The sequence below is a fragment of the Streptomyces sp. NBC_01320 genome (genome assembly GCF_035974375.1).
Lineage (GTDB): Bacteria > Actinomycetota > Actinomycetes > Streptomycetales > Streptomycetaceae > Streptomyces > Streptomyces yanii.
In genome coordinates this window covers 3,710,438-3,737,389 of the sequence record NZ_CP108390.1, presented here as the reverse complement: position 1 = coordinate 3,737,389, position 26,952 = coordinate 3,710,438, and the positions used below count along the sequence as shown (strand labels likewise).

Here is a 26,952-nt window from a genome sequence, read left to right as displayed (position 1 = left end):
AGCGCCCATCGTGCGAGCACTCGTCATCAAGCACGACCATGTGACCGAGCCCGGGCGGGTCGGGGACCGCCTCGTCGAGCACGGATACGAACTCACCACCGTGACGGTCGTGCCCGAGTCCCGCCATCACGCGCCGAATGCGGAGTTCGACTTCCCCGACGTCGATGGCTGGGACCTGATCGTGTCCCTCGGCGCCCCCTGGTCGGTCTACGACGACTCGGCCGTCGGCAGCTGGATCGACGGTGAGCTCGCGCTGCTGCGCAAGGCCCACCACCTCGGCATCCCGGTCCTCGGTGTCTGCTTCGGCGCCCAGGCGCTCGCCACCGCCCTCGGTGGCTCGGTGGAAGCCTCCCCGCGGCCCGAGATCGGATGGACGGAGGTCGAGACCGAGGTTCCCGGCCTGGTGCCGCCGGGGCCGTGGTTCCAGTGGCACTACGACCGCTGCGTCCTGCCGCCCGGCGCCGTGGCGCTGGCCCGCAACACCGTGTGCACGCAGGCCTTCCGGGCGGGGCGAACGCTGGGCGTGCAGTTCCACCCCGAGGTCACCCCGGCCATGGTGCGGGGGTGGATCGACCTCGGCGGCGCGGAGCAGTGCGTACGGCACGAAGTCGACCCGGACGAACTGCTCGTACGCAGCCGCGCCATGGAATCCGTCGCCCGTGCCAATGCCCGCTGCCTCGTCGATGGCTTCCTGGACCAGGTGGCCCACGCCGCCGACTGATGTGGGCGTGCTGATGCGCGTCCTGCGGGATGGGGCAGCACCGGCGCTGTACCGACAGCAGTTCACAACCCCCGCGGCGCGCGCCCGGGGCCGTTCGCCGGGGGCGCGCCGCGGGGGAGGGCGGATCAGGCGGTCACGGCCGCCTTGCCGCGCACCCCCCGTGCCGCCACGGCGCCCAGGACCAGGACCGCCGGGACGCTGAGCGCGAGCCAGGTGGCCGTGCCGGGGTCACCGCCGATGAGCGTCGTGAAGTTGGCGAGGATCAGCCAGATGGCGCCCGCGATGCCGAGCGCGCCGAGGGCCGGGGCGATCAGGGTGTTCCAGGGGCGGGTGTCGAGGCGCTCGCGTCGGAAGAAGACGATCACCGAAACCGAGGTCAGGAAATACAGGAGCATGATCCCGAGGACGGCCACTCCGCTGAACCAGGAGAAGAGCGTCAGCACGGGGTCCTTGCCCAGCAGCGCGAACGGGGCGACCAGCACCAGCGCGATCGCGGTCTGTACGGTGCCGGCCGCCCAGGGGGAACGGCGCTGGTTGAGCGCACACAGCTTGCGGGGCAGCAGCCCCTCACGGCTGAGCGAGAACAGGTAGCGGTTGGCCGAGTTGTGGAAGGCGAGGATGCCCGCGAAGAGCGAGGTTGCGAGCAGGATCGGCAGTACGTCGTAAGCCCATCCACCGAACTGGTCGGCGACGGGATTGAAGACGAACGCCGTGGCGTCGCCGCTCTCCAGTGCCTTTCCGGCGGCTGCGGTGGCGTGCGAAGCACCGTAGGAGGAGATGAGCATCCAGGAGGTGAAGGCGAAGAAGCCGGTGACGACGGCGACCGACAGGTAGGTGGCCCGGGGGACGGTCTTGCGCGGTTCGCGCGCCTCCTCGCCGTAGATCGCGGTGGCCTCGAAGCCGAACATCGATGCCACGGCGAACATCATCGCCACTCCGGGAGCCCCCTGCAGGGCAGCCTTCGGAGAGAAGCTCTGGGTGAAGCCGAGCCCTTCGGGGCCGCCGCCCTTGAACAGGGTGACCAGCGCGAAGACGAGCAGGATGCTGAACTCCGCCAGGACGAAGACCGCGAGGACCTTGGCGCCCATCTCGATGCCGGCGGCGCCGAGCGCCTGGACGACCACCATCGTGGCCAACGTCCAGACCCACCACGGCGTGTCCAGGCCCGCGTAGTGCGAGACCAGACCGCTCACCAGCTCCCCGTACAGCCCGTACATGGCGGCCTGGATGGTGCAGTAGGCGAACAGGGCCACGCCCGCGCTGCCGGATCCGGTGGTCCGGCCCAGACCCTTGCCGATGTACGTGTAGAAGGCGCCCGTGTCCACGACATGGCGGCCCATGGCGACGAAGCCGACCGAGAACAGCAGGATCACCAGACCGGCGGCGACGTACGCGGCGGGTACGCCCGCTCCGTTGCCGAGGCCGACGGAGATGGGGGCGGCTCCGGCGATTCCGGTCAGCGGGGCCTGCGCGGAGAGGACGAAGAAGAGGATGCCCAGGACGCCGAGGGCGTTGGGCTTGAGCTTGCCTGCGGTGGGCGCGTCCTGCACGGTCTGTTGCCTTGCGACCGTTTGACTGTCCACTCGGATCACCTGCCGGGGAATGAGGAGAGGGTGGTTTGTTTCAGGCCAAACGAGTTGCCTCATCCTGGGCGGGAACTATCCGTTTGGCAAGGGGTTGAAGTGGATTCCCGCCGCACTGCCGGCTTCTGACGGCGCCGAAAACGAAGCGGCATCGGCGAGGCGGGGCGAGCGAGCCCCTGAAACACACCGCTCCTCACGTGCGGTGCACGCCTCCTCGCGTACGGCGACGGCTGCGGTGCGGAATCGAACGAGGCCCTGGACGCCGAGCGTCCAGGGCCTCGCGAGGTGCCGGTGGGGATCAGACGTCCCTCGCGGCGCCCCCGTCGGTGTCGAGCAGCCGCAGGAGAGCCCTCAGCTCCTCCAGGGCGGCGTCGGTGACCGTCGGCTCGTCGAACACGAGCTGGTGCAGGACGAGGCCGTCCAGAGCGGCGAAGACCAACCGCATCAGCGCCGGGTTCGCATCACCCGGCAGGATGCGGGTGAGCTCGCGCTGGGTGGCCTCGAAGTACTCGTCGTACAGCGCACGCAGCGGTGGCAGCAGCTCGGGCCTGCGGCGGGATTCGAGGAGCAACTCGTACTGGAACACCTGGATGTCCGGATCAGCGGTGACCATCTCCGACAGCCCGGTCGAGAAGTCCGTCACCTTGCCGGTGCCGGGCTCCAGCGCGCTGGAGCTCAGACTGGTGCGTACGGCGTGGGTCAGCGCCTCCTCGATGAGGGCGTCACGCGAGCCGAAGTGGTGGACGACCAGGCCGTGGGTGACCCCGGCCTCCTCCGCGACCGCGCGGTAGGTGAGTTTGCGCAGACCACCGCGGGCCACCACCCGCACGGCGGCGCCGAGCAGGGCTTCGCGGCCCGCGCCGTAGTTCACCCGCTTGCGGGGTTTGGCCCGCTTGCCTTCGCCCTCGTCTTCGGTGGTCTCGGCGGATCCGGTCATGTCAGGGACCCTACCCGCCGGTTGTGGGTGGGTGTACACGCGTCATGCGGTGCTCTCAGCGCTTGGGCGGGCGGACGCCGCGGAACTCCCAGTCGCCGCCGAGCGCGGTGGACAGCACTTCCTCGGACTCGGTGGGCTGGGCGCCGACGTCGGTGCGGATGGGGGTGGGGCCGGCGACGATGTGGTTGGTGAGCCGGCCGAGGCCCTCGACTTCGACCTCGACGACGTCGCCGGGCTGTACGGGGCGGGAGTTGGCCGGGGTGCCGGACAGCAGGACGTCGCCGGGGTGGAGGGTGATCGTGCGGGCGATGTCGGCGACGAGGTAGTGCATGTCCCACTCCATCTCGTCGGTCGAGCCGTCCTGGACGACCTCACCGTTGACGTAGGTGCGCAGATACTTGCCGTGGAAGTCCCAGTCGGTGACGAGACCCGGTCCGAGGGGGCAGAGGGTGTCGGAGCCCTTGACGCGGAGCATGGAGCCGGCGTCGGTGTCGCGGAAATCGTGCAGGCCGTAGTCGTTGGCGACGGTGTAGCCCGCGATGTAGTCGCCCGCCTCGGCCGGGGAGATGTTGCGCGCCGTCCTGCCGATGACGATGGCGACCTCGCCCTCGTAGTTGAGCCATTTGCAGCCCTCGGGGCGGACGACGGCGCCCTTGTGGGAGTTGAGGGCGGAGGTCGGCTTGTGGAAGTAGGTCGGGGTCGGGGTGAGGTCGATCCGGAACTCGTCGACGCGGCTTCGGTGGTTGAGATGGACGGCGACCACCTTCGACGGCACGACCGGCGGCAGGTGCTGGGCGTCGTCGATCTTGACGCGGCGGCCGTCGCCGGCGACGAGCTCGTCTCCGTCACGGAGGGTCTCGACGGCGGCTCCGTCGAGGAGGATGCGGCGGTACTCGGGCATGGCGGGCCTTTCTAGGAGCGGCTGTGCGGGGTGCGCGGGGAGGGAGACACGGGCAGGCCGGTGCCGGTCCAGCCGTCGGCGGGGCGGTCGAACCAGAGGTGAACCTGGCCGGTGCCGATGGAGTTCTCGTACTCGCCGTACTGGCGGCCCTCGGCCGTGCACGCGCCCTCACCGAGCGCGCCGGCCATCATCAGGTAGTGGAAGAACTTCGCCTCGGGCTTGTACTTCCAGAACTCGTTCATGGTGTCGAGGACCTTGTCGTGGCGGCCCTCCTTGAACCAGGCGATGCGCTCGTGGTCGGCCTCGCGGGCCTCGGCGGTGAAGACGTGGGCGGGGTCGCTCGCCTCGTGGTCGCGCAGTTCGCGCAGCGGCCAGAAGGTATGGGAGAGCGCGCCGGAGGCGATGAGGAGCACCCGGCGGCCGGGCGTGGCCGCGATGCCGTCGGCCAGTGCCCGGCCCAGCCGCAGGTGGTCTTCCATGTCGCCGGTCTGGCAGACCCCGATGGTCACCCACTTCTTGTCGGGAAGGCCCTCGCCGAGGAACTTCCAGAGGTTGATGGTGGCGTAGTAGATCGGCAGGTAGGCGTCGTCGATCGCGGTGATCCAGGTGCCGTGCTGGTCGGCGAACTTCTCGATGTTCCGGGCGAGTTCGGGGTCGCCGGGGAAGTCGTACGGCATCCGGCACATGCCGCGCGGCAGTTCCTCGGAGGTGAAGAGCCCGGCGCGGCGCTGCTGGGCGGTGACGACGAACTCGACCGTGGTGGCCCAGTGCGAGTCGAGGACGACGACCGTGTCGTAGGTGTCGCGCTCGAAGACTTCGCGGCGCAGCTGCTGCAGCCCGGTGACGAGGGTGATCTCCTTGCCCTCGTTGAGGTCGAGCCGGTCGGCCTCCGGCAGCACGATGGTGGGGACATGGGCGAGCAGGCCCGCCCCGACGATCTCACCCATGGTTCCGCCATCCCTTCGGTGCGGTGACGGTGTTCTTGAGGTCGCAGTAGAAGTCGAAGCTCCAGGTGCCGCCCTCGCGGCCGACTCCGGACTGGCGGGAGCCGCCGAACGGCGCCTGCAGATCCCGTACGAAGAAGCAGTTGACCCAGACCGTGCCCGCGACGAGCTGCGCGGTGACGCGCTCGGCGCGCTCGTGATCGCCGGTGGCAAGGGTCGCGGCGAGACCGAAGCGGGTGTCGTTGGCCAGCGCGACCGCCTCCTGCTCGGTTGCGAAGGTCTGGAGGGTCAGGACCGGGCCGAAGACCTCCTCCTGGACGACCTCGCTGTCCTGGGCGACGTGGGTGAGCAGGGTCGGTCGGTAGTAGAGGCCGCCGAGGTCTGTGTGGGGTGCGCCGCCGATGGCCGCGCGTGCGCCGGCCGCCAGCGCCCGCTGCACGAAGCCGTCGATCTTCTCCAGTTGGCGGGGGTGGATGTTGGGGCCGAGGTCGGTGGCCTCGTCGCGTGGGTCGCCCTGCTCGAGGGTGGCGGCCTTCTGCGCGAACCGCTTGGTGAACTCGTCGGCGACCGACTCCTCGACGAGGATGCGGGTCGCGGCCAGGCAGACCTGTCCGGCGTTGTCGTACTGCTCCACGGCGAGGTCGACGGCGAGGTCGAGGTCGGCGTCGGCGAAGACCAACAGGGGTGACTTGCCGCCGAGTTCGAAACTGGTGGGCACGAGGTTCGCGGCGGACGCGGCGCCGATGGCCTTCGCGGTCGGTACGGAACCGGTGAAGCTGATCCGGCGTACATCGGGATGGGAGACGAGCGCGTTGCCCGCCTCGGCGCCGTAGCCCTGCACGACGTTGAGCACACCGGCCGGCAGGCCCGCCTCGGCGGCGATGTCCGCGAGGAGCGATGCCGTGAGCGGGGTCCACTCGGCGGGCTTGAGGATGACCGTGTTCCCGGCGGCGAGCGCGGGGGCGATCTTCCAGGTGGCCAGCATCAGTGGGGCGTTCCACGGGGTGATCAGCACGCAGGGGCCGGCCGGGTCCCAGCTGACGCGGTTGGTGTGGCCGCGTGTCTCGAATTCCTCGTGCTCCAGCTTCAGCAGCCAGTCGGCGAAGAAGCGGAAGTTGTGCGCCACGCGCGGCATCACGCCGCGGCGGTGCGAGCGCAGCAGAGCCGCGTTGTCGTGGGTCTCGACGATCGCCAGGTCCTCGATGCGCTTGTCGACACCGTCGGCAATGGCGTGCAGGATGCGGGCCCGCTCGGCGCGCGCGGTGGCGGCCCAGCCGGGGAAGGCGGCCTTCGCGGCGGCGACAGCGGCTGCGGCTTCCGTCGCGGTGCCCCGGGAGATCTCGCCGAGGGCGCTGCCGTCGATGGGCGAGACATCGGTGAAGGTCTCGGCGGAGGCGATGCGCTCGCCGCCGATCCAGTGCCGGGTGTCGACGGTGACCCCGGCCACGGCGAGGGTGTGTTCGGTCATGTCCGGTCTCCAAGTGGTCTGGGGCGTAGAGGGGTTATTCGGCTTCCGAGGTGCCGGACTCCAGCAGCGTGCCGCCGTCCCAGACGACGCCGACCTGGCGGTAGTAGGCGGCGATCGGTTCCCGGATCTCCAGGCGGGCCAGCTCCTCGGTGGGGGCCTCGAACAGTTCGAGATCGGCGTCGCCGGTCCAGGGCTGCCCGGCCTCGAAGGACGCCGCGCCGGTCTCGATCAGCTCGTCGAGCGCGAGCCCCTTGCCCTTCTCGACGGAGGGCAGCCAGCGGTGGTGGGCCATCGGATGGCCGTTGACGAAGCCATTGGTCCCGGACGGCTCGCGCAGGGTGACCACGGCCTGGGCGAGCCGCCGGTCGGCCGCGGCGAGCGTGGCGCCGAAGCGGGCGCCCGCCTCGATCCGCGGGGCAGGCCCGTACGGGTGGGGGCGCGTCTGGTGGATGGAGCCGAGCTTCTTCGGGTAGCCCTGGTGCAGTCCGCGGGCTATCGCGAAGTCCTTGTCGACCCAGATGTACACGCAGCGGGAGTATGTCCGTCCCTTGTAGGAGCAGCGGACGACCGCGAAGGCCTCCTTGTACTGGGAGAGCACCGGGTCGAGCAGCTCCTGCCCGCTGGTCGAGCAGGACTGCCAGTCGGCCCAGATCAGCGCGACGGCACCCGGGTCCTCTTCCGCCAACTCCAGGGGTTCTGGGAGCAGTTCGCGCACGCGGGCGGGATCGGTGCGGTACTCGACGGTGAGCAGGTCGCCGGAGTAGCGCCAGGGCGGCGAGGGGATCAGCGACGAGTCGCCGGTCGCCGTCTTGGGATGGAAGTAACCACGGACACTGGCCATGACAGATGTTCCTTACGAGGTGAGGGCAGGCTGCTTGAGCAGCTGGGCGCGGTAGCGAGCGGCGCCGGTGGTGGCGGCATGGCCGCCGAGGGCGACGACGCCGACCAGGCGGCCGTCGGCGTGGTAGCCGACCAGGACGTCGCCGTCCGGGTCGCCGTCGAGCACCCGGACATCGCCGATGCCGAGCAGCGGGGCGCCGAAGGACTGCAGCCTGAACTCGTGCTGGTCGCTCCAGAAGGTGGGAAGCGGCGCGAAGGGCTCCGCCTCGGCGTCGGCCCCGGTGAGATGGGCGACGAGGCTCTTCGCGGCATGCTTGGCGGTGTCGCCGGGGATCGACCAGTGCTCGACGCGGCGGGGGACGTCGTCGTAGCGGGCGTTGGGGAAGCGGGCGACATCGCCGACCGCGACGACGTACGGGAGATCGCCGACGCGCAGCTGCTCGTCCGTCAGCACACCGTCGCTCAGGTCCAGGCCGTTGCCGTCGAGCCACTCGGTGTTGGCGACCGAGCCGACGGACTCCACGACGACGTCGGCCGCAAGGACCGTCCCGTCGCTCAGGACGACTCCGGTGACCCGGTCCTCGCCCTCGAAGCCCAAGACGCCGGTGCCGAGTGCGAAGCGCACCCCGCGCTCCTCGTGCCGCTTGTGCAGCGCGCGCGCCAGTAGTTCCCCCAGTGGGCGCAGCATCGGCAGCGGTTCGGGGTCGACGACGGTCACCTCGGTGACGCCGAGGCCGACGGCGGTCGCGGCGACCTCGCAGCCGATGAAACCGGCGCCGACCACGACCACGCGTACGCCGGGCCGGGTCAGCTCGTCCCGCAGCCCCTGGGCGTCGGCGAGCGTGCGTACCGTATGGCGGCCGCTGTCAGGTCCGCAGGGGCCGTCGCAGCGCAGCCGTCGTGGCCGCATACCGGTGGCCACGACCAGGCCGTCGAAGGCCAGTTCCGTGCCGTCGTCCAGGACGACGACGCGCTCGGCGAGGCGGGCGGCGGTGACGGAGGTGCCGAGCCGCCACTCCACGTCGGCGGTGCTCGCCCGCGGGGTGAAGGCGAGGGACTCGAAGGGCGCCTTGCCGGCGAGCACCTCCTTGGAGAGCGGGGGCCGGTTGTACGGCATGTGGGGCTCGTCCCCGATGACCGTGATCGTTCCGGTCCAGCCGGCTGCGCGCAGCTGCTCGGCCGCGCGCAGGCCGGCCATTGAGGCGCCGACCACGACGATGCGTTCCGTGGTCATGTCAGTCCTCGATCCGGATGGCCTGCAGCGGACAGACGTCCGCGGCTTCCTCGACCTCGTCGCGCAGCGCGTCGTCCGGGTCACAGACGTAGGCCAGGCGCCCGTTGTCGTCGAGCTGGAAGACGTCGGGGGCCGAGAAGACGCACTGGCCGTGGTCCTGGCATTTGTTCATGTCGACGACGACCTTCATGGCCGGTCCTCCTGGATGTGAGGGGCATCGGGGCGCAGATGGCGGGGGAGGAGGGCCCGGCCCGCGGCCGGGCCCTCGGCCAAAGGGGCCCGAAGAGCCCCCTACTCGTTTGGCTTCAAACAAGATAGGGACGAGTCGGACCCTGGTCAACACCTATCCGGATGGATAAATTCTTTGGTCCAGGCTCTTGCGGGAAGGCGGCGGCAGTCCATACCGTTCGACGCCAAACGACAAGCTCGGGCGCCGCCCCCGCTTCTGGTCCCCGGCTCAGCGCCCCCGCCAGGCCGTCACCGGACCGGCAGGACATCGGGCCGTCGGCCATCACGCCCGTTCACATCCGCCGAGGAGACATCGGTGAGCGCTCAAGACACCCCAGAAGTCCGCCGGCACATGGATCGGCTCGCCGCCGACGGCATCGACGTGGTCCGGGTGACCTACCCCGACCTCATCGGCACCGACCGTGCCCGCGACGTCCTCCTGGACCACCTGCCCTCGGCCTGTGAACACGGACTGGCCTTCTGTCGTGCCGTGTACCACACCAGTCCTCAGGGCGACGTCGTCCCCGTGCCGGGCGGACTGGATGCCGGGCTGCCGGACATCGCCGTACGACCCGACCTGGACGCGGTCCACGTCCTCCCGTGGGAGCCCGGCGTCGCCTGGTGCCTCGGCGACACCACCGACCCCGCCACCGGCGCGCCCAGCCCCGAGTCACCGCGCGACCTGCTGCGCGCTGTCCTGGCCCGATGCGCACAGGCCGGACTGCGCCCCGTCGTCGGCCCCGAGCTGGAGTACTTCCTGCTCGACGGGGCCCCGGGAACGCCGAGTGGCTGGCGCCGCTACGCGCAGGCCGCCACGGGTGTCATCTACACCGCCGGGCTGCGTGCCGACGCCGACAACCATCTGCTGCGCACACTGCGGCAGTTGCGTGACCTCGGAATCGGTGTCGTCACGGGGAACCACGAGTTCGACGCCGGGCAGTTCGAGATCAACCTGACGCACTCCGAGGCCATGGATGCCGCCGACCGCGCCTTCCTCTTCAAGTCGGCGGTCAAGGAGCTGGCCCGTAAGGAGGGGAAGCTCGCGACCTTCATGGCCAAGCCGTTCAACGACGCGGGCGGCTCGGGCTTCCATCTGCACTTCTCGGGCGAGGATGCCCAGGGCCGCAATGTCTTCGACGACCCGTCCGGAGCCTTCGGGCTGTCGGACACCGGGCGCCATGCCATCGCCGGCATCCTGGCTCACGCCCCGGCCCTGGCCGCGCTGCTGAACCCGACCGTGAACTCGTACAAACGGTTCGGACCGGGCACCCTCGCTCCCTGGCTGATCGACTGGGGCCTGGACAACCGCAGTGCCATGGTCCGCATCCCGCCCGAGCGCGGTTCCGGCGCCCGTCTGGAGGTGCGGCTCGGCGACGCCAGTGCCAATCCGTATCTGGCGATCGCCGCCCTCTCCGCCGCCGTACTGCTCGGCGTACGGGAAGGCCAGGAGCCGCCGGCCCCGCTGGAGGGCTACGGCTACGACCCGCGGAAGTCCCAGATGCTGCCGATGAGCCTGCCCGCCGCGCTCGACGCACTGGAGGCCGACGAGGCCCTGATCGAGATCCTCGGCAAGGACTTCACCGAATCCTTCCTCGCCTACAAGCGTGACGAGCTCGACCGCTTCAACCGCCATGTCACCGACTGGGAGTTCACCGAGTACTCCTACCACCTCTGATCGATCCGCACCGCCCACAGGAGCACCGCATGCCGAACCCCTTCGACCCCATGCCCCTCGACGAGGTCGACCTCGCCGACAACGACAACTTCCTGGACGGCGTCACCCCGTGGCGCATGTTCCACACCCTGCGCCACGAGGACCCCGTGCACTGGCAGCCCGAGGAGGCCCCCAACTCCGGCTTCTGGGCCGTCACCCGGCACGAGGACATCGCCACGGTCGACCGCGACGCCGAGACCTTCACCTCGACGAAGTTCGTCAACCTCGAGGAAGTCGACGACGACCAGATCAAGAAGCGCGCCTCGATCCTGGAACTGGACGGCGTCCGCCACCGCGCGATGCGCAGCCTCCTGCAGCGCCAGTTCGGCCAGGGTGTCATCAATCAGTACACCGATTTCCTGCGGGGCCTGACGGCCAAGACTCTTGACACAGCCCTGGCCAAGGGCACCTTCGACTTCGTCGCCGACGTCTCCGCGGACTTCCCCATCAACGTCCTGGCCCGCCTCCTGGACGTACCGCCGGAGGACAACCAGCAGCTCATCGACTGGGGTAACCGGATCATCGGCAACACCGACCCCGACTACGCCGATGTCCTCCTGCACAGCGCGGAGAGCGAGAAGTACCGCGACCTGCCCTTCCGCTCGCCCGCGTCCATCGAGGTCTTCGAGTACGGCCGCGAACTTGCCCGCCGACGCCGCGGCGGCACCGGCACCGACCTGGTCTCCAAAATCGTCAACGAGACCCCACGCGACGGCATCCCGCTGTCCGCGCAGGACTTCGACAACTACTTCCTGCTGCTGGTGGTGGCCGGCAACGAGACCACCCGGCACACCATCTCGCACTCCATGCTCGCGCTGATCCAGCACCCCGAGCAACTGGCCAGGCTCCAGGCCGATCCCTCTCTGATCCCGAACGCGGTCGAGGAGTTCCTGCGCTGGGCGTCGCCCGTCTACCACTTCCGTCGCACCGCGACCCGCGACGTCGAACTCGGTGGCAAGCAGGTCAAGGAGGGCGACAAGGTCGTCATGTGGTACGCCTCCGGCAATCGCGACGAGAAGGTCTTCGGCAACCCCTACGACTTCGACGTCACCCGCGCCGACAACGACCACGTCACCTTCGGCAAGGGCAGCCCCCACCTGTGCCTGGGCAACCTCCTCGCCCGCACCGAGATCCGCATCATGTTCGAGGAGCTCATCCCGCGCCTCGCCGGCATCCGTCTGGCGGGTGACGTGCCACGCGTCCGCTCCAACTTCGTCAACGGCATCAAGAAGCTCCCGGTCGAGGTCACCCTCGCCTGACGGTTCATCGGACGGGCGGGCGGGCCGCACGGCCCGCCCGCCACACCGCCGGAACTCCGGGACGACGGCCTGCCGGGGCCAGCTTCCGCGAACGCTTCCCCCGGGACAACTTCAGGCAGCAAACTCACCCTCATGGCCTTCGTCTTGATCAGTGCACCTTGACCGGAGCACATGATCAGGCAAAGGCCGCCTCAGCGTCCAGAGAATGCCCAGGTGAGAGGCATAGTTCGAGGTGCATTTCGATACCGGTGTGCTGTGACACGGCCGCTGGACAGATTGCCACCGGAGTTGGCCTGGGCGAGGGTCGGTAAGGTAGCGATCTTCGGGCCGCTCAGCTCCCGGAGTCCTAGAGGCGACTGTCAATGAATCTCCGCCCCATGACTGCTCGTTCCGATACCGCGATACACCACGTGTGGCGGCTTCCTGTTGCCGACGCCGTGCGGGGGTACCGAGCCCTCTGGTGGAGCGTCGGGCCCGACGGGCAGCTTGCGGTCCTGTTGGTCCACCGGCGCTACCTTGATCGCAACCGCTACCCCAAGGGGTGGATCGGGCAGAGGCCGGACATCCCGTTCACCGGTGAATTGATCACCATCACAGCGCAGGAGGAACGGCGCACCCTTGTGAAGGACATTCGGATTCGGCCCAGTCACTTGGCCCTGCTCCCGGATTCCCGATTCCTGCTGGTGAGCGGCCGTACGTTCCGGAACGAGACCGAGGGCCCCTGGGCGCCCAACGCTGTGGTGTTCTCCCCAACAGGTACACCTGAGGCCGAGTTCTGCGTCGGTGATGACATTCCCGCCCTGGCCACCGACGTCCACGGAGGCATCTGGACGGCTTACGGCGACGAGGGCATCTACGGCGGCCACCCCGAGTCAGGAGCGGGCCTCGCGGGCTGGGACACCCAGGGCCAGACCTCCTGGGCTCCCAAGGGTCGGCTGCCCGACCACCCACTGGAAGGCTGCACCGCCGCGACCGAGAACGAACAGGTATGGCTCGTCTGGTACTCCGGCAGCAGCAGAGGCGGCACCTTCCTGACACGGATCACTCCGTCCACCGGCGACGTCGCCAGCTACCGCAGCCCCGTCCCCGCCCCGGACGGATTCGCGGTCCGCGGCAACAGGGCAGTACTCACCCGCCGAGACCACAACAAGCGGTCCGTTGAACTCATACGTGCCGAGCTCAACGGCACCACCTGGGTAGCAACCAGCCGCCGTCGGCTGCGGGTGCCCGGTCGAGTCGTCCTGCGCTGCGGCCAAGGCCGCGACGGTTCCCTCTGGCTCCGCGCAGGCAGCACTTGGCTGCGCATGGAAGCATGAACACCCCGACAACATCTCAGAGCCTGTCGGGTGACCTCTGATCGGGCGGCCACGCCCTGGCACGCACGCTTCCCGCGTTGCCGAAATATCCTCGTAGCTCCTTCCCCAAGCTCTCAGCTTCGTTCGAGCAGGGGAGACCCCATCCGAGGACATTCCGCCGCCTTGGAATCGCACGCACCAGACCGCGTCCGCTATCCGATCGAAGGTCACCCGACAGGCTCTCAGCCGGTCTCAACTTCGATGGCACGGTCCAGGTTCGACGTCACAGAACACCGGAGGTTAAAGAACAAGCTCAGTCCACCGGCCCGCCCGCCACATAGATGACCTGGCCGGAGACGAACCCTGCGCCGGGGCTCACGAGGTAGGACGCCGTATGGGCGATGTCCTCCGGCTGACCCACTCTGCCGACCGGAATGGACTGCGCCGCGTTGCGCTGGAACTCCTCGAAGCCGAGGCCCAGCCGACGGGCCGAGGTCCTGGTCATGTCGCTCACCACGAAGCCCGGGGCGATCGCGTTGGCGGTGATCCCGTGCCGGCCGAGCTGCAGGGCGAGTGACTTGGTGAAGCCGAGCAGACCTGCCTTCGCGCTGCCGTAGTCGACACGGGCGGCGTCGCCGACCGCGGAGATGCTCGACATGGTGACGATCCGCCCCCAGCCGGCCGCGATCATATGGGGGGCGACGGCCCGGGTGACGAGGAACGGGCCGCGCAGATTGACCCCCAGGACAGCGTCCCACTGCTCCGTGGTCATCTCCACGAGGTCGGCACGGGGACCGACGCCGGCGTTGTTGACCAGCACCGTCGGGGGGCCCAGCTCTGTGGCGACCCGGGCGACGGCGGCGGTCACCGCCACTTCGTCCGCGACGTCGGCGGCGACCGCCGTCGCGGCCCCGCCGTCGTCCTTGATGGCCTGAACGGTGCCCGCGCAGTCCGCCTCGTCCAGGTCGATCACACCGACCGCCAGGCCGTCGCGGGCCAGCTGCCGGGCCACCGCGGCACCGATGCCGCGTGCTGCGCCGGTGACAATGGCTGTACCTCGCACCTGAGTTGTGTTTGTCATGGGCTCAAGTTCACGACATGGGCGCGCTGCTGCCAACCGAATTGGCCCGGGTCCTTCACGATCGGCTGTGCCAGGCCGGACGGCGGGTGCTCCACCACCGCAGTCGGGTGGCCAACAGTCCCCTGGGCGCGCACCGGGTTGTGATCAATCTGCGGGATTTTCCTTCGCGGCGGGGAATGATCCGGTGCATCATTTTGCGTGACGAGAGTGCAACTGATAGACGCGGACCGGGAGTTCGTCGAGCCGTACGTGCCGATCGGCGAGTGCGGCCCTACCCCGCTCGGCTCCGACAACAGTTCGAGGGCGTGATCTGGAGGCTCAGCGGGGCAGGGAGGACGGTGACGGCCGCCGTGGTGACGGGCGCGGAACTTCTGGGCCCCGCGGCTTACCAGGGGCCGTGGTAGACCAGGCCCAGAGCCAAGGCGGCCGCCGCGGTGGCGAGGAACACGATCCCGCCTATGATGTTGCGGGAGCCCACCCGCAGGTGGGCGATGATTGCGCCGATGAAGTACAGCACGAGGCCGGAGGCGGCGAGGGTTCCCAGGAGCGGCACGGCGAGCCCGGCCAGCAGCCCCACGGTGCCCGCTGCCAGCAGCATGCCCAGCACCGGTACCCACTTCCGGGGCACGCCCTTCATGTCCGCCTGGGTCTTGGGGTATTCGTGGCCGATCAGGTAGGTGACGGCGGCGGCACCGTTGAAGACCGCGCCGAGGATGGTGACCGTGACGTAGGCGGTGAACACGATTTCTCCGTTTCTGTGGGGAATGATGTCGCTGGGCGCTCCGTTGTGGGATGCCGTTCTCCTGGATGGCGAGCCAGCGACTCGATGTGTGACTTCGGTTGGCGGCCGGGCGTGCCAGTGGTCTCGAACGCCTGATAACCGTTGAGTATCACCGCGCGATGGTGCTGTCGGGGGCTGGGATGCTTCCTGTGCGCCGATGATTGTCCCGGGTCGCCCCGGCACGACCCCAAAACGGGCAACCGGCCGTACGCGCTACTCCTGGAGCGCGGATGGTGTTGTGATCAAGGGGCGGCCAGGATGAGGTCTTTGATCCAGATCAACGAGGCGCGCAGGTGCAGGCCGTCGAGGTAGCTGTCTGGGGCCTTGTCGTATCGGTGGCGATGCCTCGCCGGGCCTTGAGCTTGTTGATCAGGCGATCCTCCTCGGCGGCGGCCTTCTCCAAGGCGGTGAGGACATCCTCGCCCAGGTGCATGCCGGCGGCGTCGTGGGTGAGCGCGCGCGGTGGTGGAGTCGACGCTGACCACGGACAGGTGTACCCCGCCCCGCTTCGCAGCCTTTGTGACCAGGCCCTCCAGCAGAGCCTCGAACGCTCCTGCGTCCCGCCACTGCCGGAAGGGGTTGTGCACGGTCGACCAGGCGTCGGACTCCTGTGGCATCTCCCGCCACTGCCCGCCCGTCTTGAATCGCCGGATCACGCCCTCGAACTGCTGCCGCAGCCGCTCGGGGTACGGGCCGTACTCGCCGATCGGCAGGCAGGGCTCGAAGAACTCCCACCCCGCATCCGACAGTTGCACTCGCGTCATACAAGATGATCTACAGGATCACGACCCCGGCACGAGGGCGAATCCACAGATTGATCCCAACTGGATACGCACCCCAGGGCGTGTATCGAAGGTGCCGCCATGTGCCTGAGCTGTGTGTGCGAAGGATGAGCGCAACTCGGTGGCGTCCGGAGTGGAAATCAGGAAGGCTCGCGCGCATGGTTTCGGTAGTGCAGAACGTGGCGATTGACTGTGAGAATGCCTACGAGCTGGCCCGGTTCTGGAGCAGGGTGACTGGCCGTCCACTGCATCCGGAGGGCAAACCGGGTGACCACGAGACTCAGGTGCTGCTGGCGGAGGGCCCAGTGCTGCACTTCAACCAGGTGCCCGAGTCCAAGAAGATCAAAAACCGGATCCATCTGTGTTTGCGCCCTGAGACCTCGCGTGAGCAGGAGGTGGAACGGCTGCTGGGCCTCGGCGCCACCTTTGTCACCGATCACCGGAATCCCGATGGCTCTGGCTGGGCAGTCCTTGCCGACCCCGAAGGCAACGAGTTCTGCGTTCTTCGCAGCGAGTCCGACCGAGCCGCGATGAATTCCTGACGCTCACACGCCATCCATCCTGGCCGGTTTCGTATGACAGCTGGTCACGGCCACTCGTTGATGGCCGCGATGCGAACGGTCGCCTCGTAGCGGACCGGGCCTTCCCGGCCCGATGCGGGGCACACGGATCGCCTTCAGGACGGGCTCGAACTGCGGGGAGTCGCCACGCTGCCCGGCCGTGATCACGATGGGCATGGGTTTCTGTCCCTGCTCGACTGCGAGGTGCAGCTTGGTGGTCAGTCTGCCTCGTGAGCGTCCGAGGCCGTGGTCGTCCGGTTCGGTGGCGATGCCGCCGGGCGGTTCTTTCTGCAGGTCCCCCTTTTGCGTGCCCCGGCGGCGTGCTGGTGGGCCCGGCAGACGGTGGAGTCGACGTTGATGTCCCAGGTGATCAAGTCCTTCGCGTCGGCCTGGGCCTGGAGCTGACAGTGTTCCGCTCCTTGTAGAGGTCAGCGTCGTGGCTGACGGGCCGGCCTCCTGCGGCGCCCTTGTTCTTGCGCTTGGCGGCCTGGTCCAGATCAGCTGCGCGCCTCTTCGGCTGTCGGCGCCGGTGGGCCGCCGGCTGTGATGCGGGCCAGCAGCATGCGGGCTTCCCGAAAACGGGGGTGGTCCGGATGCAGAAACCGCTCGCAATCGGTCAGCGCCTCACGGACTGCCGCTTCTGCCTCGCTTCGGCGCCCCAGACCATGCAGGGCGACGGCCGTGCCTATACGGAGGCTCCCGCTCTGGCTCCGATCCCAACATGGGGCGAACCGGAGCGCCTCGGTGAGCGCTTCGTCGTACCGCCCCTGACCATTCAGGCTGTGCACCAGGCCGCAGTGCAGAGCAGCGACCGTGCTCCCTTCGGCTCGGGGCAGATTCCCCCGGGCGATGGCCTCGGCCTCCTCGTAGCGGGCTTGCCCGCACAAGGCGTCGACCAGGTTGTCCAACACGCACAACTCGATGTCCCACACCGGTGCCAGATGCTTGAGGCGAGTCAGGTCGCGCAGTATGTCCAGCCCCTCAGCCTCCGCCTCTCCGTAGCGCCCCTCGCTGTTGAGGACCAGCATGTGGTTGCTCCGGATCATCAGCAGCAGCGCCCGCCCGGGCCCAGCCATCTCATTCAGCTCTGCCGTGAGAGATTCCAGCTCGGCCAGCACCTGCGCCCCGCGCCCGTGGGCACAGGAGGCCGCCGTGGCCAGGGCCTTGGCGCGCCACGCCACAGCGAGCTTTCGACCTCGCCTGCGCAAACGCCCCGATTCCGCCTCGAGTGCTCTGGCCCCGGCCTCGACCTCCTCGTACTTGCCTTCCCGCCATAGCTGATGGAGGCGCTCCAAGGCGGCCTCTTCCCGCGAGCGGCCCCGTATCATCCGTGCGATCTTCACAGGCCGTGAGGTTACGTGAAGGTGCCCGACCAGGACAGATTCGGCTGACATCGAAGGCAAAGGTGGGGCCCACCGCCTCGAAACGGACGGCGAGCCCCAAAGTGAACGGTATGGACGGTTAGGGCCTGGCTGGGGTTGTGATCTGGATCAGGGAGCGGGGCGTGGGGCATGCGAGCGTGCGTGCCATGCCCCGCGAGCCAAGATCACAACCCGATATGCACCCTAGGACCGCCGCACCCGCGCGGTCAGCCGGTTTCCCAGCCGTCTGCCGAATGTGCCCGGCCTGTTCCAGGCCCGGAACGCCTCCGCCGTGCGGCTGCTCCCCGCATACTCGGCAGCCTTCTCCACCGCCGTCACCTCGCTGCCGGAGAGCCCTCGCACCACCGGACGCAGTACCTCCTCCAGCAGCGCGGCCCGAGTCTCGTTCCAGGCCCGGCCCGCGTGCGGGTGGGCGCTCCAGACAGTGAAACAGTCGGCCACGTATGCCGGGTCGGAGCGCAGCCGGGCCAGGATGTCGCCGTGGCGGGCTGCCCGGCCGTAGGCCGCGATCAGGTCCGCGTCGTCGCTGTGAACGAATGCGTACAGCTCCGCGTCGGGCCGGTCCTGCGCGAGCAGGCTCTGGGCAAGGGCGCCGTAGGCGTGCTCCAGCACAGTGGGCTCCACCGGTTCGGCGCGGGCGCGCAGAGCCCTTGCACGGTCGGGCCAGCCGGGCGCCGACTCACCGGACCTGACGTCGCGGGCGAACTCCAGTAGTTGCAGTGCACCGCGGACCCGTGTGCCGATCTCCTGAGGGAAGCAGCGCAGCAGATCGTGGGCGAGTTCCGCCGCCTCCTCGTCGTCGCAGGGGGCGTGGAGTGCCGCGTCGACGAGCTGGGACCACGTACCGGCCGTCCGGTGCGAGTCCGAGCCGGACTCGCCGAGCAGGAGCCGTGCCTCGCCCGCCGTCGGGGTGGCGTCGCCCCAGATCAGCCCGACGGCGGTGCGCAGGACCAGCGGCTCCGCAAAGGGCGAGAATCCGGCGGCGCGCAGCACCGTGTGCAGCGACATGATGCGGTCGGAGCCCTGCTCCTTCGCGCGGGGCGCCTCGGCGCACATCCGCAGATGCGGCAGTGCCTGTGCGCCGGTGAAGGGGAGGGCAACGCGAGTGAGGAGCTGCTCGGCGGCGGAGGGCGCGCCCAGGGCGAGTTGATCGAGTTCGCCGAGGAGCGCCGTGCGGACGTCGAACTGTTCGTCCAGGAGGTCGAGCAGTGCGGGGGCGCCGGGCGGCGCCGGAGCTGCGAGCAAGGTCCGTGCCATGTGCCGTGCGACGGAGGGGAGCTGGTCCGTGAGATCCATGTCGAGCAGCCGGGCGATCCGGAGCAACTGCACGTGGCGTCCGATGGTCGCTCCACCCGTGGATTCCGTCGCTTCCGAGGTCAGCTCGGCGAGCAGGTCCGGGCCGAGCACGTCGGCCAGTTGCTTCACCGCGGCGGGGTCGGCGAACGCCGAGCGCGGCGGGAGCGCGAGCGCGGCGTCGCTGCGCCGTACCGCCTCCGTCACCAGCAGTGCGGCGATCGGTGCCGTGGTGGTGGCAGGGGCACGTCCTTCGAGCGCTGCCAGCAGCCGGGCCACGGACGCCGACTCGGCGGCGCTGCGGTCGTCGGCCGGTGCCGTGAGCGCGGTGGTCAGCCGGTGCATCTGCTGTTCGTCCAGCGCGTACGGTCGCTGGGCGGCCCAATCAGCCGCTGCGGACCGTCCGTTGGGACCGAGCGTGATGCCCGCGTGCAGAGCGGTGAAGGCGAGTGGTCCTGCGGCGAAGGGTTCACCCGGCAGCGCGGCAGCTGCCCGGAACAGTTCCGGTGCGCGGCTGCGCCAGACCCGGGCGACGGTCTCCGCCCAGGCGTCGTCCACCGGACCGTCCGGAGCGTGGCCGGCGCACGTGTGCACGCGATAGCCCGGGTCGGTCAGCTCGTGTGCGTCGTCCGGGAGTACGCCGATGACCTGGTGCGGTGAGTGCGTCGGGCGGCGGGTGTACGTGGTGAACGTCAGCCGCTGGGCGTGCTCCGGCGGGAGTACGGCTCCGGCCAGCGCGATCCACCGGGCCACGTCCGCGCTCTGCCGCTCCACGAGGACGAGCTGCGCCGACGACGGTTTCTCGCTCACGCGGCGCAGATCGGCGAAGACCGTCGCGAGCCAGGGGCTGCGGGAGACCGCGAAGTCGTTGAGTGCCTCCTGCCCGAAGGCGGCGGACGCGGGCAGGGCGGATATGCGGTCCGGTGTACCGCTGTCCGGTGTGGTCGAAGCCCAGCCCGGCGATCGCCACGCCGTGATCGGGAGCGCGTCGCCGGGCAGGCGCGTGCCGGCCGGAAGGTGCACCGCATGCGCGTGGAAGCGACCGGCTCCGGAACCTCCGAGCGCCACGGTGCGGCTCAGCAGATGGCTGCCGTCGGACAGCTCACTGAAGCTGAACGTCTCGGGAAAGGACCGGAGTTCGACGTTCGTCGGATGATACGGAGCCCCGGCCGGAGGCTCGTAACCGAGCAATTGCTCCGCCTCGGTCAGCACCGGCGTGGGTATGCCGCCACCGACCGCGGTGAACCGTGCGCCGACTCCGTCGTCACCCGCAGAGGCAGAGGTGTAGTGCAACTGCGCGAGGCTCATGGGCCGGCCCTCTTCGTCCTTGCCGCGTACGTCCCCGTGCGCCAGCACACCCCGCCCTCGTCGGCCGTCGTCAGAGACCGGCTGTACGGGCACGGCGACGACCCCGGCGGGAGCGGTCCGCAATCGTGGGAGCGACGCTATCAAGGTGCGGCGGTGCCGCAGGCACCCTGCCGAAACGTGATCTCAGTAACTTCCGCGGAGGTGTTCAGTCCAGCGGCTTCCCTCGCGTCGGCCCGACGAGCGCCCTCAACTCCGGTACGTGATCAGCGCTGGACGGCGTACGCGACGAAGCCGGTCCAGGCGGCGGGGGAGAGGGTGAGCCGGGGGCCTTCTTCGACCTTGGAATCCCGGACGTGGACGGCGTTGGGGCAGGTGGCGACCTCTACGCAGTCGTCTCCGGATCCGCTGCTGTAACTGCTCTTGAACCAGGCCAGGTCTGTGGTACTCATACCGCTCCTCGTGTCCGCTCCAACAGACTCGTGGACTCCTTCAGGGAGAGAGCCTGTGAACGCATCCTGGCATATCGCATCTGGAGCGTGCTGACGACGGCAGGGTCGGAGTGGAGGTGACCGCTCTCCTGCCCCTCGGAGTAGGCGAACCACTTGTGGTCAGGGGTCTCCAACAGTCGGATGGGGCCGTGCAGACCGGCGTGGTGCTCCTGCACCTGCGGCATGATCTGCAACTCGATATTGCGCCGCCGGGCCAGTCCTTCGATGTGGTCGATGAGTTCCCGGGTGACCTCGACTCCGCCGGTGTGTCGTCGGAACAGGTGCTCTTCGAGGATGAAGCTGTACGCGGTGTTGGGGCGTTCCGTCAGCAGAGCCTGCCGTTCGGCGCGGGCAGTCATCCGAGCCTCGATCTGTTCGTCACCCAACGGCGGAAGCTGGTCCCTGAACAGCGCTCTTGCGTATGCCTCGGTCTGCAGCAGGCCGGGAATCAACCGGCATTCGTACGTGTACAGAGTGGCTGCGTCCGCCTCAAGCTGCGCCCAATGGTGGAACCACTTCGCCAGCCCCCGCCGCCGTGACAAGTGTTTTGCCGCCGCCTTGATCACCCCGAACGCTTCCAGCACCTCCTCCGCCCGTTCGACGAACGCGGGCGGTGGGAACCGGCGCCCCTGTTCGATCGAGGCGACCGTCGGCACCGAGTACCGCACCCTCGGGGCGAACTCCTCCTGCGTGAGCCGTGCCCGTTTACGGAAGACCTTGACCACCTCGCCGAACGCCTTCAGAGTGTCCGAGGGCTCCGGCTCCCCGTCCGCGCCCGTCGTGCCGCTCGTGCCACCCGCGCCGTCCGCCATGTTCCGGCCACCTCCCGTGCCCGCCCGTACCGGTTTGCAACGCGCCCATGGTCACGGGCTGTTACGCGTACTGTCCACACTCTGTACTCGTACGCCGACTCAGCGTACGAGTTTCTGACCTGGTGGGACCGTCCTCCCGGCCGTCAGGGTGGGCGCATGGAAGCACTCGCGTCCCCGCAAGCGCCGTTCACCGTGCGTGTGTTCGTGCAGCGATTCAGTTCCACGCCCCGAGGTGCCCGGCTCGCCCGGCAGCTGGCTCTGCACCAACTGGACGAGTGGGGCATCCCGTACGGCGGTGACGCGTCCGAGACGACCGCGCTGATCGTCGCCGAGCTGGCGGCGAACGCGGTGACGCACGGCCGGGTGCCGGGCCGTGACTTCGAGTTGAGGCTCGTCCACGCTCCGGGCGACCGGCGCACGCTCGGCGTCCTGCGGATCGAGGTCACCGACGCCCGGGGCGAGCGGCGCCCGCCGGGGCCGGGGGAGTTGGTGGCGCCGCCGCCCGGTTCCGGCAGCGGGCACGGGCTGATCCTGGTGGAGGCGCTGGCCGACCGGTGGGCGGTGCTGGACCGCGTACCGCTGGGGAAAACGGTCCGTGCCGAGCTGGACCTACCGCACTGACCGGTCCCACCGGCGTAGGGTCGACTGCGCGCCGCCCCTGCCCGTAGGCAACCGAGGAGAGTGCACGCCCCGTGACCGAAAACTCTCACGCAGCCCCGCCGCCGGCCTCAGAAGTCCAGCTCTCCGCAGGGCCGGTGGCGTACCAGGACACCGGTGGTGACGGCCCCGTCGTCGTCCTGCTGCATGGCGTCGCCATGGACGGTTCGCTGTGGCGGCACGTTGTCGCCGATCTGCGCCCCGACTACCGGTGTGTGGTTCCGACCCTGCCGCTCGGCGGCCACCGCCGACCCATGAAGCCGGATGCCGACCTGTCGGTCCTCGGCGTGGCCCGGCTGGTCGCGGAGTTCCTCGATGCGCTCGATCTCACCGATGTCACCCTCGTCATGAACGACTGGGGCGGGGCTCAGGCCCTCGTCGCCGACGGGCGGGATCAGCGGATCGGGAAGCTCGTCATCACCTCCTGCGAGGCGTTCGACAACTTCCCGCCCGGTCTGCCCGGCTCCAATCTGTACGCCTCCGCCAAGGTGCCGGGCGGACTGAATCTCGCGTTCACTCTGCTCAAGCTGAAGCCGATGCGGCGGCTGCCGATGACCTGGGGACGGATGAGCAAGCGACCCGTGCCGGACGGTGTGATGGACGCGTGGTTCCGGCCGCTGTGGACATCGGCGGAGATCCGGCGCGATCTGCGCAGGTATGTGCTCGGAGTGCCGCCCAAGGCGGAACTTCTGCGGTGGGCCGAGAAGTTGCGTGACTTCGACCGGCCCGCGCTCGTCGTCTGGGCGGCCGAGGACAAGGTCATGCCGCCCGAGCACGGACGCAGGCTCGCCGAGCTGCTGCCCAAGGGCGAGCTCGTCGAGATCGCCGACAGTTACACACTCATCCCCGAGGACCAGCCTCAGCAGCTTGCCTCCGCCATCCGGACGTTCCTGCGCAAGCTCTGAAGCGCAGCGGCCGCAGGTGCCCGCGCATCTGTGGGAGATCGCGGGCAGTGGGAGGCGTGGAGCACGATTCAGGCGAAGAGCAGGGGCGGCTCGCACCCGCGTGAGGACCAGGTGAACCCGGCGCAGCTGAACCGGGTCACCTGGTATGCGTCCACCGGATGGACCAAGCCGTACCCGGGGGACGGCCGGATCCTCGCACCCGATGAGGTGCCGGGCCGGGACCCCCGCCGCAGGAGATCGGCGACTGATCGCACCCGCGGTTCCAAGGGGTCGGCCGCCCGTACCGAAGGGCGGCCGACCCCTTCCGCAGGGGCGGGCATGAAGCGGAGCTGCGGCTGCGCTTAAGAAAACCTCGATGGACCTGGGGCGCGGGGTACGGCAGATTTCTCCGTGACGGCGGAGGATGGTGCGCGGCAGCCGATCACCGTGCGTGCTGCCCCCATGCCGTCCCTCTCATCTTCCCCGGGCCGCAGGCTCCCTTCGAGGCTGCCCCCGGCCCGGGGCGTTCACCTCGCACCATGTACAGGGAGCCGCAGCCGTGAAGGCACTCGTGAAGCAGAAGGCCGAGCCCGGACTCTGGCTGATGGACGTTCCCGAGCCGGAGATCGGCCCCTCGGACGTGCTGATCAAGGTCCTCCGCACCGGCATCTGCGGAACCGACCTGCACATCCGCAACTACGACGGCTGGGCTCAGCAGGCCGTGAAGACGCCGCTCGTCCTCGGCCACGAGTTCGTCGGCGAGGTCGCCGCGATCGGTGCCGACGTCGTCGACATCACCGTGGGCGCCCTGGTCAGCGGCGAAGGCCACCTGGTCTGCGGAAAGTGCCGCAACTGTCTGGCCGGACGCCGCCACCTCTGCCGCTCCACCCTCGGGCTCGGCGTCGGCCGGGACGGGGCGTTCGCCGAGTACGTCGCGCTGCCCGCCTCCAACGTGTGGGTGCACCGGGTCCCCGTCGACCTCGACATCGCCGCGATCTTCGACCCGTTCGGCAACGCCGTGCACACCGCGCTGTCCTTCCCGCTGGTCGGCGAGGACGTCCTGATCACCGGCGCCGGCCCGATCGGCATCATGGCCGCCGCCGTCGCCAACCACGCGGGCGCCCGCAACGTCGTCATCACCGACGTCAGCGAGGCCCGGCTCGAACTCGCCCGGAAGGTCGGCGTCAGCCTCGCCCTCAACGTCGCCGAGGAGACCATCGCCGACGGCCAGCGCCACCTCGGCCTGCGCGAGGGCTTCGACATCGGCCTGGAGATGTCCGGCCGCCCCGAGGCCATGCGCGACATGATCGCGAACATGACGCACGGCGGACGGATCGCCATGCTCGGACTGCCGTCCGAGGAGTTCGCCGTCGACTGGTCCCGCGTCGTCACCTCGATGATCACGATCAAGGGCATCTACGGCCGCGAGATGTACGAGACCTGGTACGCCATGTCCGTCCTGCTGGAGGGCGGCCTCGACCTCGCCCCCGTCGTCACCGGACGGTACGGCTACCGCGACTTCGAGGCGGCCTTCGATGACGCGGCGAGCGGGCGCGGCGGCAAGGTCATCCTCAACTGGACCGTCTGACCGACCTCGTACCGGCCCGTACACACCAGGAGACACCCCTCATGTTCGACTCCGTACGCGACGACATGCGCACGACCCTCGATGAGATCAAGGCCGCAGGACTCCACAAGCCCGAGCGCGTGATCGGTACCCCGCAGTCCGCGACCGTCGCCGTCACCGCCGGTGGCCGCCCCGGTGAGGTGCTCAACTTCTGCGCCAACAACTACCTGGGCCTCGCCGACCACCCCGAGGTGATCACCGCCGCCCACGAGGCGCTGGACCGCTGGGGCTACGGGATGGCCTCGGTCCGCTTCATCTGCGGCACGCAGGAGGTCCACAAGGAGCTGGAGCAGCGGCTCTCGTCGTTCCTCGGCCAGGAGGACACGATCCTCTACTCCTCCTGCTTCGACGCCAACGGCGGCGTGTTCGAGACCGTCCTCGGCCCGGAGGACGCGGTCATCTCCGACGCCCTCAACCACGCCTCCATCATCGACGGCATCCGCCTCTCCAAGGCCAAGCGGTTCCGCTACGCCAACCGCGACATGGACGACCTGGAGCAGCAGCTCAAGGAGGCGTCCGGGGCGCGGCGGCGGCTCGTCGTCACCGACGGCGTGTTCTCCATGGACGGGTACGTCGCCCCGCTCCGCGAGATCTGCGACCTGGCCGACCGGTACGACGCCATGGTCATGGTCGACGACTCGCACGCCGTCGGCTTCGTGGGCCCCGGCGGCCGCGGCACGCCCGAACTGCACGACGTCATGGACCGCGTCGACATCATCACCGGCACGCTCGGCAAGGCGCTCGGCGGCGCCTCCGGCGGCTACGTCGCGGCCCGCGCCGAGATCGTCGCACTGCTGCGCCAGCGGTCCCGTCCGTACCTCTTCTCCAACTCCCTCGCCCCGGTCATCGCGGCGGCCTCGCTCAAGGTCATCGACCTGCTGGAGTCCGCCGGTGACCTGCGCGAGCGACTCAACGCCAACACCGCGCTCTTCCGCAACCGGATGACCGAGGAAGGCTTCGACATCCTGCCCGGCGACCACGCCATCGCCCCCGTGATGATCGGGGACGCGGCGAAGGCAGGCCGGATGGCGGAGCTGCTCCTGGAGCGCGGTGTGTACGTGATCGGGTTCTCGTACCCGGTCGTCCCCCAAAACACGGCGCGCATCCGCGTGCAGCTGTCGGCCGCGCACTCCACGGACGACGTGAACCGTGCGGTGGACGCGTTCGTCGACGCGCGGGCCGCGCTCGGCGAGTAGCTCCACGAGCGGGGCGGTCCCAGGTCCCTTACACCCCTCGGGGCCTGGGACAATGGATCACATGATCGATGCACGGCGGCTGCGTATTCTCCGTGCGGTGGCCGACCACCGCACCGTGACTGCGGCAGCCGCCGCGCTCTATCTGACGCCGTCCGCCGTCTCCCAGCAGCTCGCCGCCCTGGAACAGGAGACCGGCCACCGGCTGGTCGACCGCAGCGCCCGCGGCGTACGGCTCACCTCGGCCGGCGAGATCCTGCTGACCCACACCAATGCGGTGCTGGCCCAGCTGGAGCGGGCCGAGGCGGAGCTTGCCGCGTACGGGGCGGGAGACGCCGGTACGGTCACGGTCGCCGCGTTCGCCACCGGCATCGGGCTCGTGCTCGCCCCCGCCATCGCCGAACTGACGCTGACCGCGCCCGGCATCCGGGTCCGGGTGCAGGACGCGGAGGGCGACGCGAGCGTGCCGATGGTGCTCGACCGGCAGGTCGATGTGGCCGTCGCCGTCGAATACCGTGGCGCGCCCGGCGAGGACGACCGGCGGCTGACCCGGGTGCCGCTGTACTCGGAGCCGTTCGACGCCGTGCTGCCGGTGGGGCACCGGCTGGCCGGCCAGGACCAGGTGGCCATCGCGGACCTCGAGAAGGACCCGTGGATCGGCCCGTACCCCGGCAACCCGTGCCACGACGTGGTCGTGCTCTCCTGCGAATTCGCCGGCTTCCAGCCGAGACTGGAGCACTCCTCGGACGACTTCCGCGCGGTGGTGGCACTCGCGGGAGCGGGGGCCGGGGTGGCACTGGTGCCGAGGTCGGCGCTGCGGGGGATGGAACTCGCGGGGGTGGTGGTACGCCCGGTGGAGGGCAGCGCACCGACCCGGCGGGTGTTCGCCGCGGTACGGCAGGGGGCGGAGGGGCATCCCCTGATCCGTCCGGTGCTCGACGCGTTGCGGGCGGCGGCGGGGCGGGTGCTGTAGACATCCT

Annotated in this window: 25 protein-coding genes and 2 pseudogenes; 10 read left to right on the top strand and 17 right to left on the bottom strand. The window is 69.5% G+C overall.

What is annotated here, in order from left to right:
- Positions 1-10: 10 nt before the first annotated feature.
- Positions 11-721 carry a type 1 glutamine amidotransferase gene (locus tag OG395_RS17100; RefSeq protein ID WP_327243731.1) on the top strand — a complete coding sequence of 237 codons (711 nt, stop codon included), beginning with the start codon at positions 11-13 and terminating at the stop codon, positions 719-721.
- Positions 722-846: 125 nt separating this feature from the next.
- Here the strand turns inward: OG395_RS17100 and OG395_RS17095 are convergent, their stop codons facing one another.
- The 8 genes from OG395_RS17095 to OG395_RS17060 form a co-directional block, all read right to left on the bottom strand.
- Entirely contained in the window at positions 847-2,304 is a 1,458-nt protein-coding gene (locus tag OG395_RS17095) for an APC family permease (protein ID WP_327243730.1), read from the bottom strand.
- Between the two features lie 298 nt (positions 2,305-2,602).
- Complete coding sequence (locus OG395_RS17090; RefSeq protein WP_327243729.1) at positions 2,603-3,241, bottom strand: TetR/AcrR family transcriptional regulator; 639 nt, start codon at positions 3,239-3,241, stop codon at positions 2,603-2,605.
- 55 nt (positions 3,242-3,296) lie between these two features.
- Entirely contained in the window at positions 3,297-4,142 is an 846-nt protein-coding gene (locus OG395_RS17085; protein ID WP_327243728.1) for a fumarylacetoacetate hydrolase family protein, read from the bottom strand.
- Positions 4,143-4,153: 11 nt separating this feature from the next.
- A complete protein-coding gene (locus OG395_RS17080) occupies positions 4,154-5,089 on the bottom strand; it encodes a 3,4-dihydroxyphenylacetate 2,3-dioxygenase (RefSeq protein WP_327243727.1) in 936 nt (311 codons plus the stop codon).
- The gene (locus tag OG395_RS17075; protein ID WP_327243726.1) at positions 5,082-6,554 is read right to left on the bottom strand and encodes an aldehyde dehydrogenase; all 1,473 of its coding nucleotides are present in this window, start codon (positions 6,552-6,554) and stop codon (positions 5,082-5,084) included. Before OG395_RS17075 ends, OG395_RS17080 begins: the two co-directional genes overlap by 8 nt.
- A gap of 34 nt (positions 6,555-6,588) precedes the next feature.
- A complete protein-coding gene (locus OG395_RS17070; RefSeq protein WP_327243725.1) occupies positions 6,589-7,395 on the bottom strand; it encodes an acetoacetate decarboxylase family protein in 807 nt (268 codons plus the stop codon).
- Positions 7,396-7,407: 12 nt separating this feature from the next.
- Positions 7,408-8,628, bottom strand: coding sequence for an NAD(P)/FAD-dependent oxidoreductase (locus OG395_RS17065; RefSeq protein ID WP_327243724.1), 1,221 nt, complete (start codon positions 8,626-8,628; stop codon positions 7,408-7,410).
- Between the two features lies 1 nt (position 8,629).
- Complete coding sequence (locus OG395_RS17060) at positions 8,630-8,818, bottom strand: ferredoxin (RefSeq protein WP_327243723.1); 189 nt, start codon at positions 8,816-8,818, stop codon at positions 8,630-8,632.
- Between the two features lie 354 nt (positions 8,819-9,172).
- Here OG395_RS17060 and OG395_RS17055 point away from each other — a divergent pair, with 354 nt between their 5' ends.
- The 3 genes from OG395_RS17055 (at position 9,173) to OG395_RS17045 (ending at position 13,145) form a co-directional block, all read left to right on the top strand.
- The gene (locus OG395_RS17055; RefSeq protein WP_327243722.1) at positions 9,173-10,531 is read left to right on the top strand and encodes a glutamine synthetase family protein; all 1,359 of its coding nucleotides are present in this window, start codon (positions 9,173-9,175) and stop codon (positions 10,529-10,531) included.
- A 29-nt stretch (positions 10,532-10,560) separates the two neighbouring features.
- Entirely contained in the window at positions 10,561-11,829 is a 1,269-nt protein-coding gene (locus tag OG395_RS17050; protein WP_327243721.1) for a cytochrome P450, read from the top strand.
- 377 nt (positions 11,830-12,206) lie between these two features.
- Positions 12,207-13,145 (top strand): hypothetical protein, encoded by a 939-nt coding sequence (locus OG395_RS17045; RefSeq protein WP_327243720.1) that lies wholly within the window; start codon positions 12,207-12,209, stop codon positions 13,143-13,145.
- 292 nt (positions 13,146-13,437) lie between these two features.
- Here OG395_RS17045 and OG395_RS17040 read toward each other — a convergent pair whose 3' ends face one another.
- The 3 genes from OG395_RS17040 to OG395_RS17030 all read right to left on the bottom strand — a co-directional run bounded on the left by OG395_RS17040 (position 13,438) and on the right by OG395_RS17030 (position 15,750).
- Complete coding sequence (locus tag OG395_RS17040) at positions 13,438-14,205, bottom strand: SDR family NAD(P)-dependent oxidoreductase (protein WP_327243719.1); 768 nt, start codon at positions 14,203-14,205, stop codon at positions 13,438-13,440.
- A 385-nt stretch (positions 14,206-14,590) separates the two neighbouring features.
- On the bottom strand, positions 14,591-14,947 hold the full coding sequence (locus OG395_RS17035) for a DoxX family protein (RefSeq protein WP_327243718.1): 357 nt from the start codon (positions 14,945-14,947) through the stop codon (positions 14,591-14,593).
- Between the two features lie 281 nt (positions 14,948-15,228).
- Positions 15,229-15,750, bottom strand: coding sequence for a transposase (locus OG395_RS17030; RefSeq protein WP_442818571.1), 522 nt, complete (start codon positions 15,748-15,750; stop codon positions 15,229-15,231).
- A gap of 176 nt (positions 15,751-15,926) precedes the next feature.
- Here OG395_RS17030 and OG395_RS17025 point away from each other — a divergent pair, with 176 nt between their 5' ends.
- Positions 15,927-16,310, top strand: a complete 384-nt coding sequence (locus OG395_RS17025) for a VOC family protein (RefSeq protein WP_327243717.1) — start codon at positions 15,927-15,929, stop codon at positions 16,308-16,310.
- A 222-nt stretch (positions 16,311-16,532) separates the two neighbouring features.
- On the opposite strand, the pseudogene OG395_RS58380 reads toward OG395_RS17025, so the two are convergent.
- The 6 genes and pseudogenes from OG395_RS58380 to OG395_RS17000 form a co-directional block, all read right to left on the bottom strand.
- A pseudogene (locus OG395_RS58380) lies at positions 16,533-16,732 on the bottom strand (IS5 family transposase); the annotation flags it as partial.
- A pseudogene (locus OG395_RS58375) lies at positions 16,732-16,821 on the bottom strand (IS5/IS1182 family transposase); the annotation flags it as partial. The pseudogenes OG395_RS58375 and OG395_RS58380, both read right to left, overlap by 1 nt.
- Before the next feature lie 4 nt (positions 16,822-16,825).
- Complete coding sequence (locus tag OG395_RS17015; protein ID WP_327243716.1) at positions 16,826-17,623, bottom strand: tetratricopeptide repeat protein; 798 nt, start codon at positions 17,621-17,623, stop codon at positions 16,826-16,828.
- A 270-nt stretch (positions 17,624-17,893) separates the two neighbouring features.
- Complete coding sequence (locus tag OG395_RS17010) at positions 17,894-20,311, bottom strand: GTPase-associated protein 1-related protein (RefSeq protein WP_327249364.1); 2,418 nt, start codon at positions 20,309-20,311, stop codon at positions 17,894-17,896.
- A gap of 263 nt (positions 20,312-20,574) precedes the next feature.
- Positions 20,575-20,760, bottom strand: coding sequence for a DUF397 domain-containing protein (locus OG395_RS17005; protein WP_327243715.1), 186 nt, complete (start codon positions 20,758-20,760; stop codon positions 20,575-20,577).
- Positions 20,757-21,611: a helix-turn-helix domain-containing protein gene (locus OG395_RS17000; RefSeq protein WP_327243714.1), complete on the bottom strand. Its 855-nt coding sequence runs from the start codon at positions 21,609-21,611 to the stop codon at positions 20,757-20,759. Before OG395_RS17000 ends, OG395_RS17005 begins: the two co-directional genes overlap by 4 nt.
- Before the next feature lie 156 nt (positions 21,612-21,767).
- On the opposite strand from OG395_RS17000, the gene OG395_RS16995 reads away from it, so the two are divergent.
- The 5 genes from OG395_RS16995 to OG395_RS16975 all read left to right on the top strand — a co-directional run bounded on the left by OG395_RS16995 (position 21,768) and on the right by OG395_RS16975 (position 26,945).
- Positions 21,768-22,232: an ATP-binding protein gene (locus OG395_RS16995; RefSeq protein ID WP_327243713.1), complete on the top strand. Its 465-nt coding sequence runs from the start codon at positions 21,768-21,770 to the stop codon at positions 22,230-22,232.
- 71 nt (positions 22,233-22,303) lie between these two features.
- Entirely contained in the window at positions 22,304-23,173 is an 870-nt protein-coding gene (locus tag OG395_RS16990; protein WP_327243712.1) for an alpha/beta fold hydrolase, read from the top strand.
- Between the two features lie 538 nt (positions 23,174-23,711).
- Positions 23,712-24,740: an L-threonine 3-dehydrogenase gene (gene tdh, locus OG395_RS16985; protein WP_327243711.1), complete on the top strand. Its 1,029-nt coding sequence runs from the start codon at positions 23,712-23,714 to the stop codon at positions 24,738-24,740.
- Between the two features lie 41 nt (positions 24,741-24,781).
- Positions 24,782-25,975, top strand: a complete 1,194-nt coding sequence (locus tag OG395_RS16980) for a glycine C-acetyltransferase (RefSeq protein ID WP_327243710.1) — start codon at positions 24,782-24,784, stop codon at positions 25,973-25,975.
- A gap of 61 nt (positions 25,976-26,036) precedes the next feature.
- Positions 26,037-26,945 (top strand): LysR family transcriptional regulator, encoded by a 909-nt coding sequence (locus tag OG395_RS16975; RefSeq protein ID WP_326792872.1) that lies wholly within the window; start codon positions 26,037-26,039, stop codon positions 26,943-26,945.
- The last annotated feature ends 7 nt before the right edge of the window (positions 26,946-26,952 follow it).